Genomic DNA, 12,550 nt, shown 5'->3' with positions numbered 1-12,550 from the left:
CCTTGACCGTTTCCACATCCAGGACCTCCTCCTGAAAAAATTCTTGAAGCCTTATATATTAAAAAGTTTCTTTAAGTGTGGTATTTTAAATCTCCCTATGTTCCAAAGTTTCGATTTTCACTCCTCTAGGTAGAGCCCTCATAACCACCTTTTCCCATGGGGTTCCTATTACTTGGTCCATGACAGCTATTGCTCCACGGTCATCCTTTGTTCTAATTAATCTGCCACAACCTTGTTTTAACTTCAATCCCATTTCAGGGTAATCAACTGTTATAAGTGGGTTCATCCCCTCTTCTTCTGCTTCTTTGCGCCTCATTTCAATCAAAGGGTCTAGGGACGGAAAGGGAAGCTGCCAAACTACAACGAGAGATAAAGACTCCCCGGGCACATCAATTCCCTCCCAAAAGGTAGAACCTACTAATACAGATGTAACTTCCGTAAGAAACTTTTGGACAAGGTATCCTCGCTCACCTTTATCCTCCCATAAAACTTCAAAAGGTAGCTCATAGCCACTAATTTCTTTTCTTATTTTCCTGACTTCCTTCAAAGAGTTAACAAGTATCAGCGCTCTTCCTCCATTTTCTTTCAGCAACCATAGTAATTGTTTAATTTTGCGTGAAAACTTGGCACTGTCAGTGTCCTCAAAGGATGGCTGTTGTAAATAAACCACCACCTGTTCCTCAATATCAAAGGGACTTCCAACCGTTGATATTGCTGGATCTTTTAAACCAAGAGTCCTCATAAGATAACCAAAATCCCCCTCATCACTTAAAGTTCCTGAAGTAAACACCACAGGCAATTTTTTCAAAAATAAATGTTTATCTAGCATATTGCTCAAATTCCTAGGAACTACCCAAAAGCTGCCGTCTGCCCTATCTACCCAAGTAATAACCTCTCTACCTTTATTCCTACCAAACCTAGCTAAGGCTGTAATTGATAGTTCTATTTGAATTTCAAAGGTATGTAACGTGCTTTCCGGTAGCGCGTCTATGTATAGCTCTTCCTCAATTTGTATCTCTAAGAGCAACCGATCTAGTGCCTTATGAAAAGTATCAGCTGCTTTCAGAAGTATATCATCGGTGCGAACCGCCAGACGCTCTGATTGCTCATCATCTATTACGTTTTGATTAAGTTTTTCGAAAAAGTTAGAAGTGGCCTGGTCCAAGGCATTTGCAATTACAACCAGTGAAGTTCTTGCTCCCTGGATTTCCTCTATGGAAAGGATAATATTATCAATATCCTCTTTATGAATTTGTCTTCCAGCACCCATGGCTGCCGGCAGTATGACTTTATGCCCTTCATCAAAAATCACCAGCGAGTAATCTGGAATCATAGGCATTTTACCGTCTGCAATTCTTTCATCCCTTGTCCACAGGTCCTGAAAAAAGATACTATGATCTGCGATAATTAAATCCTTGGAAGATCTGTAATGTTCCCTTACCTTAACAAGCTTACAAAAGCCTCTTCTGGGACAGGCACCACAGGGCATAGTCTCATCCCATCCAATCTGTCTCCATACACTATCGGATATATGCGGCATTTCTGAGCGTTCACCTTTTGTAGTCCTGGCTAACCATTGATTAATCTCATCAGAGGCTGTCGCATCGCCAAACACTCCCCCTATTCCACTAACTCTCTCATCACAAACATACTGACGAGGATCCTTTGCCATTGGCGCATCTATTTCTAATCCCAGTATTCGGGAAAGTGTTTGAATATCTCCCTTTGGCCCTGCCAGCTGTTCCTGAAGTGCTGTTGAGGCACATGCAATTACTACAGGTTTTCCGCTAAAACCAGCGTAGGCAATTGCAGTGAGTAAGTAGGCGAAGGTCTTTCCGGTACCTACCTCAGCCTCAGCCAGATGAACTTTTTTATTACAAACTGCATCAGCAAGCTGAAAAGCAGTATATATTTGCTCATCACGTATCTCATATCCGTGTTTCGGAAGAATATCGTAAAAAACATCGCCAATCCAATCCATCAACTTACTTGGAAACTCTTTTTTTGTTTTATAATCAAAAGGGACCCCTATTTTCTTATACAAAATTTTATCCTCCTGTTAACCTATGGAATACCATAGAAAATATTATTCGAAAAGTTACTGTCAGTTATGTACATGCACATAGTTTTTCTTTATATACTAAGCATAAACACCCTTACACTCTAAACTTTTCAATAAGTATTATAACATTAACAATGGAGAAAAAAATTACATCTTTTAATAAGGTAACTGTGACTTGGTAAAAACAGTAAATATATTCTATGGACATATGCTCACCCTGAATCTCACATGACTGAAGTCACGTGGTTCTTATCTTCTTAAACTTCCATAATACTCTCATTTATAGGGATAATATTTCACCTATATCTTACAACATATAATGACTCATTTAATTATAATAAGACTTTTACTACCAAAGACTACAATTAGCCTATTCGCGATAGTATAATGGCTCGGTTCAAAACCATATTTTTTTATATTTATATCCCCATACTAGATATCAGTTTAATACCATTTTCTTTTAAGGATTTAAGTCTATTAATTTCATCATCATATAATTGCTTGAAATTATCATAGGTTTCAAAACATAATTCTCTATTAATTTTTTCTAAATCATTACTAACATTCATTATTAAAAATGCAGAATAACAGTCCCTTTGAATTCCAGTAGACACATCCCATCTATCTTTTAATTCTTTTTTAGTGTATTTATCCGTAAAATGATTGTACATACTAGCCTTAACTTTATGTGTATTTATTTTTAAGATTTCCAGTTCCTTATATTTAAGTTTTCTATTAATTATCTCTATTAATTTAGAAGGTGCTCTACTCGCTAAGGATTTACCAAATCTTTTCTTCTTATTAAATTTACCAGTACTCGCATTAATGGTGGTTTTCTTGCTTCTTTTTTGTAGTCCCTTAAAATTCATGTTTTCAACTAATATTCTATCACCTAATGAAATTATATAATTTGCCAACTTCTCGTGGGATTGTTTTCTAACATCAGTTTGTTTCCTTTGAACATCCCTTAATTCCATTTGAGTTTTAATATATTTATTAGACTTAACCCATATTAATTTCTCTTTCTTTCCATTACTTATAATACCAAATTTTATAGTTCCATCACTATTATAGTTATTTGGATTATTTGCACGTCTTTGTCTATCTAATTTTCTTGACAATTTAGTTTTTATATCCTGAATGTTATTAATTTCAGGACATAACTCTAATAATTTAACATCATACTTACTCGATATTGCAATTGTTTGAGTTCCTATATCTATTCCAACATTACCTATCCCCATACTTCTTTTTATATTACCATTTTCTTTATTATATTTTACTGGCGGTATACCCTCCATTATGAATTGCACATAGTACTTATATTTACCACGAATAAATTTTCTTACTATTCTACAATATTTAATTTTATCTTGAATAGCTATTTGAGCATAAAAATCATTAGATTTTATAATTACTGGAATCTTTAATCCGTTCCATTTAATAATCCCGTCTCTATAAGTTATACCACTTTTATTCCATTTACCTTCAACACTTTTTAATTCATCATATCTAATAAAATTAACCTTTTGCGCTTCCTTAAATATTAATTTTTCTAAAGCTTTCCACGCCCTACTTGCTAATACTTGAGCAGTTTTATTATCTATATTTTTATTAAATGGTTTATACATTGGTGTCATTTTATTTATAAGTGAATACTCATTAATGCCGTATTCTCCTAATAAATCAGTTAACTCTTTATATTTTTCTTTCCTTAGTTCATCATTTATTTTAGATTTTTTACTCTCTTCATCTTTAAAGTATAATTTATTGATTTCTGCTAATTCTTTTCTTAGTTTTTTGTAAACCTTTAATTCGATTAAAGCATTAAATTTCTTTAACCCTGTTCCTAAAATTGCATTGTAAAGTTTTCTACATATTTCAAATCTTTTATTTAATGTTGATTCATCTCTATTATTAGTATCTAATTTAAGAGTTAAAACATAAGTAGGAGTTGTTTTTCTTGGCATGAATATTCACCTCCATTTCTACTTTTACTATACTATTATTATTTCCTATACATACATTTATTATAACAAAATTCATGCGAACTTACATTCTATTTATAAGTTATAAAGATGCTCTTACTATCGTAAAAGAACCACTAACTCACGACTGAAGTCCCAAGTGTGCGTGGTTCAGTTGTGAACCTCCCATCACTGAAGTGACGGGCTTCTATCATTACTAATAAAGTTTACCACATCATTGTCCTCGTAACCTATGAGCTTCATGGGCGTTATACTTCGGATAAGTTCCTACCCTACATTTCCTCTATATAAATTTTTATAATCTATTATATAGCTACTTCGAAACCTAATTCTTTTATTCCTTGTTTTAGAATGTTTTTTGATGTGTTTTCATCCCTATCATTAATGTTTTTGCATTCTTCACAAGTCCACTCTCTTATTGATAGCAGCTTAACCTTCTTATTTACTGCTCCACAATCAGAGCAAATCTGAGAACTAGCGAACCATGGACTTATTTTATGATATGTTCTCCCATACCAATTTACTTTATATTCTAGTTGTCTTGTAAACTCTGACCATGATACATCTTGAATACTTTTTGCCAAATTATGATTTTTTATCATATTAGAAACTTGTAAGTCTTCTGAAATTATTACTTGGTTATCGTTAATAATTTGCGATGACAACTTATTTGAAAAATCATTTCTAATATTTGGTCTTTCTATATGGTTATTGTTTGTATCTATAAGAAATTCTTTGAGACCTAAGTCAAATCCTATCATATTATTATTTATGGACAACTTGAAATTTTCAGTTTCTACATTAAAACTAACAAAATACTTACCGCTTGGCACTTTACTAACAGTAGCAAATAGTATTTTCCCTTTAAATTCTCTGTGTAATTTAGCTTTTACTTTACCTAGTTTAGGTAATTGAACTAAATTGTTATGAAATAAAACCTTGATATTGTTATTTGTAAAGTTAGTAGTGTAAGAATAATTATGATCATGTTTTGATTTCAATTTAGGAAAACCACTATGTTCTATAAAAAATTTTTGATAAGCATTATCTAAATTATAAATAGAATTAGTTAAAGCAAATTTATCTACATCTTTAAGCCAAAGGTATTCTTTTTTTAATTCTCTATTGCAGTAATTGTTACAGTCAGTTTTTGATAAACTCTTTTTAACAGTTTCATATAATTTTATTTTTTTAGCTAACATTTTATTATAAATAAACCTTACGCAACCAAATGTCTTAGCTAATTGTGTTTCTTGTTCCACTGTTGGATAAATACGATATTTAAATCCTTTTACCATAGATAAATTCACCTGCCTTTCTACTTTTATTTTTTGCTATTAATATAATTTCTATACTAGAAGTTATAACTTTATATCTATATTTAACACACCAAACAATATGCTATTCTATTAAATAAACATAGCCACGTCCATAATATACTTGAGCCATTACTTTCACCTCTAAATATAAATTAACATATGCAAGTCGACCTAACTCATGGCTGAAGCCACGAGAGTGCGTCGAGACCTTTCAATATTAACAGGTTGCAATATTAGAAAGTAAAAACTTCAAGTTTTTACTACGACCTCGGGTGACGTTACAATAACTAGAAGTTATTGTTTGATATTATGATGCAGGTGAATACCTTGCCGGAAAATCAACTAGCATTATATATAAAAGTGATGTAGACTTAAAATTCATACTAGCATTATTAAATAGATTGCAAAAGCAAATCACAATATATCTAAAATCTTATTAACTACCCAATGGCAATATTATTCCAGAGTATGATTTGTTGCACCTGAAAATGAAGAGACATCTGACAAACTTGAACTACTATAGTAAAATAAATATGAAACTTAAATTGAAATAATTTATATGCAAAGGAAGTATACAATGAGAGAAAATATAAAAATGCGATATCCAAGATATCTTAAAGAATTTAAATGTATAGGTGGGAAATGCACAGATAGCTGTTGTATTGGATGGGATATAGATATTGATGAGGTCACCTTCAGGCAGTATTATAAAGTTCAAGACAAAGAAATTAAGCTCATGTTACAGAAAAATGTACATATTAATGATTATTACCTAAGCCCTGATATAGATTATGGAAAAATAAAATTAAAAAGTGGGAAACGGTGTGCCTTTTTAGATGAAGAAAATTACTGTATAATTCATTCTAAAATTGGAGAGAAATATCTTTCAAATGTTTGCACATCTTTTCCTAGAATAACAAATAAAGTAGATAGGTATTATGAAATATCCCTTGATGTAGCATGTCCCGAAGCTGCAAGAATTCTTTTATTAAAAGAAGAAGGAATTGAATTTACGGAAAGTTACGAGCCTTTAGAAAAACATATATTATCAAGTGATATTGAAACTACATCTACAGAATATAATAACTCACCCGTTAAATATTTTAAAGAAATTAGAGATTTGAGTATTAAAATAATACAAAACAGAGAATTTAATTTAAGTGAAAGACTGTACATATTAGGTGATTTTATAAATACAGTAGAAAAAGAACTTAAACATAAGTATAATGATGTACCTACATTTATTAAACAATATAATATGAATTCAGTTAATGATTCTTATGAAAAAAATCAATCAAGTTATATTATGCAGATGGATTTTTTCAAAAAGATGATGGGTTTCTTAAATGTATCTAAAGAAGTTGAAAGTCCTTCTTTTAAGGAATGTACCAAGCAAATTATAAGTGGATTCAAGTTTGATGAAGGAGAAGACATTAGCAAATACTCTGAATTGTATATAAAAGCATTTGAATATTATACTGAAAATTTTATAAATAATAATAGCTATATTTTCGAAAATTATTTAGTAAATTTTATGTATAACTATATGTTCCCATTTACTGAATCGGAATCAATATTTGATGAATATATTTTGCTTTTAGTAAGATATTCATTTATTAGATTTTATTTAGTCGGGAAATATCTATGTACTAAGCAAGATAACAAAGAAGATATAGTTGAATTTATCCAATCTTTCTCAAAGACCATAGAACATCATAGAACATATTTAGTTGATTCACTAAATTATATAAAAGAAAACAAATTGGATAATATGGAATTTGCTAAAAAACTTCTATAAAAAAGACTAGTGAACAGCTACCCCTATACCTCCTGATGTTAATTCTATTATACAAAAAAATACCTATAGGCTAAACACTTTTTTAAAAATGTTTAGTCTATAGGTACCATTATAAACAGCTATCTACCTTTTTTCTATATGACTATCCCATCACAATGGTCTACTTCATGTTGAATAATTTGAGCAATCCATCCTGAGTATTTTCCCCTTCGCTTCTTAAATCCCGAATCAAAATACTCTACTTCTATCTCTTGAAATCTATTAGTTTTTCTAACACCTATAAGTGAAAGACATCCTTCTTCTGTTTCATATTGACCCGATTTATTCACTATCATAGGATTAATCATCGGAACGTTCATATCGCCCATACTGATCACAATAATTCTTTTTTTGACACCAATCATATTAGCTGCCATTCCTACACAGCCTTCTTCATTTGCTTTAAGTGTATCAAGCAAATCCTGTATCACCTGAGCATCTGCTTTTGTAGCAAGTTCTGATTTTTGATTAAGAAAAAATATGTCTTTCATAATTGTTCTAACCATATGTTATACTGCTACTTAAAATATGGACAAACATATCCATACCAAGAAAATTCCTTTTTCATTGTGTCTGTCCTCATATCATTACTGATACTACTAACATTTGATATAACACTCCAAAGGCTTAAATTCCCGATTAGCCATCGGTACACATATACAATAGCTTGATTATGCCACTTTGTATATTTTAGCATTTGCAAGGTTTACACTAGCATTTTTATCCCTATCAATTATAAGTCCACATACTGGACATACATACATTCTATCTGAAAGTTTTAAATCTTTATTAATGCTTTCACAATTAGAACACGTTTTACTTGATGGATACCATCTATCAACAATTCTTAGTTCTATATTATTAAGCTTACATTTGAAAGCAAGTTTAACTCTAAAGTCGTAAAAATTTTGTTGTGCTACTGCCTTTGCTAAATGCTTATTTTTCATCATTCCTCTTACGTTTAAATCTTCAATTGTTATATAAGACGGTTTGGTTTTTACTATCTCATTAATTACTTGATTAACATAATTGGTTCTAATATTAGAAAGTTTTTGATGAAGTTTTTGTACAATGGCTATTTTCTTGGATATATTGTGTCTAGTAGCATTTCCTCCTTCTTTTTTTATTTTTTTATTTCTTGCTTTTAAACTTTCATATTTCCTTGAAAGCTTTCTTTGTTCTCTTTTTAACTTTTTTTCTAATTTTTTAACTTCTTTAGTCTTATTTATATTTTTAAATGGTTTCTCTATTGTATTAACTATTGCCAAGTCTTTTATTCCCAAATCTATTCCTATTCCTTGATTCTCAGAAGTGGAATAATCATTGGTGTCTTGAACATCAATTAAAACAGAAACATAATACCTACTTGCTTTAAAGCTTACAGTCCCACTAGTCACTTTCAAATTAATTGGAATATATCCTTTTTCTTTTAGTTGTACCCAACCAAGACTCGGAACTTTAATTCTGTGTCTTTCTACTGTCCAATCGCCTTTATTATTTTTAGGAAAATACATTTTAACATCTTGATTCTTCTTTTTCTTGAAGTTAGGGAATTTACTTTGTCCTTTAAAAAACCTTTTAAATGCAGTTTCAGCATTACAAATAGCCTTTTTTCTAGCTTTAGAACCACATTCATTAATCCATGCAAATTCTTCTTGTGTTTTAATTGCATGATTTATAAATATATCAAAATTATTAGCACTCATAAAAGCTTGTTTTTTATCTATTAATCCATTTTTAAATTGATTATATAATTCTTTATTTTCAGCTAAATAAAAGTTGTATAAATACCTACAAACACCAATGCTTTGACGAGTCTGTCGTCTTTGTTCCCCTGTTGGGTTTATTTCTGTTTTATATGTTCTTAGCAATTTCCTTATCCTCCTTGACCTTTTTTTTATACTTTCTAAGTCTATAAATTATGCAACTGAACACATGTATAATGTTAACTAAGTCATGAACCATTTCAGCTTCGGGGGATAAGGCCTCATTATTGACAACTATAATTTCTACACCATTATCCTTCTCTTTGTATTTTACCGTAGTTACTTTCATATACAGCAACTGTTTGATTCACTCCAACATTGAGCATAAACTTACCCCATTGTCTCTCATTCATATCCATAACTGCCTCATATGGAAATTCTACCTTTTCAAAAAACTCAGAAACCCTCTTCACCTTTTCTGTCATAATGCCTGGTTCTCGTTCCCCAAAGCAGAGCATTCCCTTATTATGATATGTTAATTCATTTCCTTCTTTAACTGCATCCCTGCCTTGTGCAACGCAATATAAAATTTTATCCATTCCATAAGTTTCAGAAATAATAGCTTCACTTGAAATTCCATTTAATGCTGATAAAATAATAGTGTGTTCTCCTATTTGATTAGATGCATCTTTTATAGCATTATTCAATGCACTATATTTAACAGCAAAAATAATTAAGTCTACAGGTTTGTATAACTCTTCTGGTGTCACATAATTGAACTTACAAAGTTCACCATTACAATACACATGGCTATTTTCATATTTTTTTATTCTATCCTTATCAGCAATAATCCTCAAAGTGAATTGAAAAGTTTAAGCAAGTGGGAAGCAACCTCCCCACAAGGGTGACTGTCACTTGTCGAAAGGTGTAAATTTAGGACAAAACCCACTATTAACTTTAATTTTTTTTTCACCTAAGGTCTTGTGAATTGCTTTTATGTCCTTAGCTAAAAGTAATGCCTTTTCAGCTTTAACTGAATTTATTTTTTTCTTACTTTGTATTAGTTTTATAAATGCTATAGAATTGGCATCACTTACTTTATACTTCATTGCATTCATTAACATTTCTGCCTTTTCTTCAATCTCTGTTAAAATGTTATCCACAGCGGTTTCCGCAAGCTGTTTCCTATATATAAAAAATGCCTCCGGATAAAATAGTTAATAAGGTTGTTCTAAATCAAATTTTCTATACCATTAACCCTAGTTTGTTCATTGTCATTAATAGGAATAACTATGCATTTTTGGCCATCAATTATTTGAGATTTTATTTGAGAAACTTTTTCGGGTTTTACTTGTAGTATAACATCATAATGAGGGGTAACATTATTCTCTTCTGAATATGCATCTGGAACTTTCTCTAAATTAGTTTCTAAAGTTTCTTCTAAATCAGTTGTAGAGGCTTCTTCTAAAACCACATTATCATCATTAACTTCTGTAGACAGGAGAGTTTCATTATCTATAGTATTCTCTTGTTTAACTTGATCAAGTCTAGCTTGAAGTATTTCCACTTGTTTGTGGAGGTGTTCTTCCTTTTTTCTTTGCACATTTGCCTTAAGAGCCTTTGCGTCAATTAAATTCTTTGCTAAAGTGATATCATCACCAAAGTTCTCTACATAGGAGTTTTGAATCAAAGTAGTAATTTCCTGCGGAACTTCACTTTCTATTAAAAGGTTTTGTATATCCTTCTTTGTTAAGCTTATAGGTTCACAATCTGCATCATCATTTATAGCATTGTATTCTTCTATCATAGTACTTAGGTTTTCTTGTATATCCATAAAAATTTTATCAGCTTTATTTTCATCTAAGCTAAAAGAATCTTTAATAATTGATTGAAATGTTTCCTTTTGCACCGTAGCCGTTTGTACTGAATGACAACCTAGCACATTTTCCATTAATTCAGTATGTGTATCCTTTGCATTTTTTGTATAATACATAATAGAGTTAACATCTGAACTACGATCAATAAAAGCTGGAAACACAAAGCCATTAGTTGGGGGCTCGACTATCCAATCTCTAATACGTGCTTTTATTTCGTTTTGCTGTTCAAAGTATCTAAGACCAGGTTCTGAAAGTGAAACTGGACATATTGCACATAACACATATTCATATACTTCTTCAGATTCATCTATCCGAATATTATCTTTGGTTTTGCTAATAACATCATAAGCATCATGAAAAAAGAGTATTAAAAAATTACCAGTGTAATCATAATTAGCTATAATCAAATCATAAAGGTTACCTACAAGAGCATCATCTTTTAATTGACTGTTTTTAAGCTGCATAAGCGAAATCTGTCTTTCATTTGTAAAATCTTCATTAGCTTCAAAGTTAAGTTCTAAAATATTATTCCCAATAGTTCCAGACAGTACTTTTTTAGCAATTTCTAAGTATTTAAAGTATTCAGCCTCATCTAAATTTAGAAAGCTTTCTCTAAATTTTAAAATGGTATATTGACCTGAGAACTTAGTAACACTATTAGAGATTTTAGATTTGAGAACATTTTTGCAATAAAAAATAGTGCCTTTTCACAGGCACTATTTTTCTAAGCTACATCAACTTATGGATGAAGTGAGTAATACCAGTCATAAGAATTTTCTTCTTAGGACTTACATCTTAATTTAATTAGTTTGTTATCACAGTTCCTGCCGTTCCACCTATCGCTTCCCTAGCTTTCTCAAGGGATGTTATAATTGCTTTTCTACCTTTTTTTGCTTCAACGAAAGTAAGCGCCGCTTTTATTTTTGGAAGCATAGAGCCAGGAGCAAAATGTCCTTCTTCAATGTATGTCTTAGCCTCTTCTACCGTTATTCTTGAAAGATTCTTTTGATCAGGCTTTCCAAAGTTAATAGCAACTTGTTCAACTGCTGTAAGTACAACCAATGCATCAGCATTTAGAAGTTCTGCTATTTTACCAGAAGCAAAATCCTTATCTATTACTGCTGGTACTCCTTCAAGGTTTCCGTTTCCCTTGTCAATTACAGGTATACCGCCTCCACCAACAGTTATAACAACATGTCCAGCTTCAACTAATGTTTTAATAATAGGTTCTTCAACTATAGCCTTTGGAAGAGGTGACGCAACTACTCGTCTCCAGCCTCTATTGGAATCTTCCTTCATTATGTATCCCTTTTCAGTCATTAGTTTCTTAGCCTGCTGCTCTGTAAAGAAAGAACCTACTGGTTTAGTTGGATTCTTAAATCCTGGATCATTAGGGTCTACTATTACTTGAGTAACTACTGTTGCAACTTGTTTATTTATCCCTCTTTTTCCCATCTCCGCCTTAATACTTTGTTGCAGATGATACCCTATATAGCCTTGACTCATAGCACCACATTCAGGAAACGGCATTATTGGGTTATTTTCATTAATTAATGTTGCTGCTTCATAGGTAGCTACAAGTTGACCTACTTGAGGTCCATTACCATGGGCAACTATTACCTCATGACCCTCTTCAATTAAATCTACAATAGCCTCTGAAGTTTCTCTTGCAGTTACTAACTGTGCTTCTGCTGTAGTATCCTTTGGATTTGCTTGAAGGGCATTCCCACCAAGCGCTATTACTATTCTCGCCATATTAAT

General features: G+C 31.4%; 9 protein-coding genes and 2 pseudogenes. 1 reads left to right on the top strand and 10 read right to left on the bottom strand.

The window, feature by feature from the left end; translation table 11 throughout:
• Window positions 1–85 precede the first annotated feature (85 nt).
• From G9F72_RS05250 to G9F72_RS05240, 3 genes are all read right to left on the bottom strand, one after another.
• Window positions 86–2,044 (bottom strand): ATP-dependent DNA helicase, encoded by a 1,959-nt coding sequence (locus tag G9F72_RS05250; protein WP_224675975.1) that lies wholly within the window; start codon window positions 2,042–2,044, stop codon window positions 86–88.
• A gap of 437 nt (window positions 2,045–2,481) precedes the next feature.
• The gene (locus G9F72_RS05245; RefSeq protein ID WP_164959985.1) at window positions 2,482–4,032 is read right to left on the bottom strand and encodes a transposase; all 1,551 of its coding nucleotides are present in this window, start codon (window positions 4,030–4,032) and stop codon (window positions 2,482–2,484) included.
• A gap of 323 nt (window positions 4,033–4,355) precedes the next feature.
• Entirely contained in the window at window positions 4,356–5,348 is a 993-nt protein-coding gene (locus G9F72_RS05240) for an RNA-guided endonuclease TnpB family protein (protein WP_164959984.1), read from the bottom strand.
• 598 nt (window positions 5,349–5,946) lie between these two features.
• On the opposite strand from G9F72_RS05240, the gene fliB reads away from it, so the two are divergent.
• Window positions 5,947–7,167 carry a flagellin lysine-N-methylase gene (gene fliB, locus G9F72_RS05235; RefSeq protein WP_164959983.1) on the top strand — a complete coding sequence of 407 codons (1,221 nt, stop codon included), beginning with the start codon at window positions 5,947–5,949 and terminating at the stop codon, window positions 7,165–7,167.
• A gap of 134 nt (window positions 7,168–7,301) precedes the next feature.
• Here fliB and G9F72_RS05230 read toward each other — a convergent pair whose 3' ends face one another.
• The 7 genes and pseudogenes from G9F72_RS05230 to arcC all read right to left on the bottom strand — a co-directional run bounded on the left by G9F72_RS05230 (window position 7,302) and on the right by arcC (window position 12,544).
• Window positions 7,302–7,712, bottom strand: coding sequence for a peptide deformylase (locus G9F72_RS05230; RefSeq protein WP_164959982.1), 411 nt, complete (start codon window positions 7,710–7,712; stop codon window positions 7,302–7,304).
• A gap of 165 nt (window positions 7,713–7,877) precedes the next feature.
• The gene (locus tag G9F72_RS05225) at window positions 7,878–9,077 is read right to left on the bottom strand and encodes an RNA-guided endonuclease InsQ/TnpB family protein (RefSeq protein ID WP_164959981.1); all 1,200 of its coding nucleotides are present in this window, start codon (window positions 9,075–9,077) and stop codon (window positions 7,878–7,880) included.
• A pseudogene (locus G9F72_RS05220) lies at window positions 9,061–9,231 on the bottom strand (IS607 family transposase); the annotation flags it as partial. The pseudogene G9F72_RS05220 and the gene G9F72_RS05225, both read right to left, overlap by 17 nt.
• Window positions 9,227–9,769, bottom strand: a pseudogene (locus G9F72_RS27530) (ketopantoate reductase family protein); the annotation flags it as partial. The pseudogenes G9F72_RS05220 and G9F72_RS27530, both read right to left, overlap by 5 nt.
• Window positions 9,770–9,823: 54 nt before the next feature.
• The gene (locus G9F72_RS05210) at window positions 9,824–10,075 is read right to left on the bottom strand and encodes a hypothetical protein (protein WP_164959979.1); all 252 of its coding nucleotides are present in this window, start codon (window positions 10,073–10,075) and stop codon (window positions 9,824–9,826) included.
• Between the two features lie 68 nt (window positions 10,076–10,143).
• On the bottom strand, window positions 10,144–11,454 hold the full coding sequence (locus G9F72_RS05205; RefSeq protein WP_411955949.1) for a DUF4317 domain-containing protein: 1,311 nt from the start codon (window positions 11,452–11,454) through the stop codon (window positions 10,144–10,146).
• A 139-nt stretch (window positions 11,455–11,593) separates the two neighbouring features.
• Window positions 11,594–12,544: a carbamate kinase gene (gene arcC / locus G9F72_RS05200; protein WP_164959978.1), complete on the bottom strand. Its 951-nt coding sequence runs from the start codon at window positions 12,542–12,544 to the stop codon at window positions 11,594–11,596.
• Between the last annotated feature and the right edge of the window lie 6 nt (window positions 12,545–12,550).

Origin of the sequence: Clostridium estertheticum (assembly GCF_011065935.2) — a bacterium.
GTDB classification, from domain to species: domain Bacteria; phylum Bacillota; class Clostridia; order Clostridiales; family Clostridiaceae; genus Clostridium_AD; species Clostridium_AD estertheticum_A.
The sequence above is the reverse complement of the archived record's forward strand: the minus strand, read 5'-3'. Positions and strand labels throughout refer to the sequence as shown.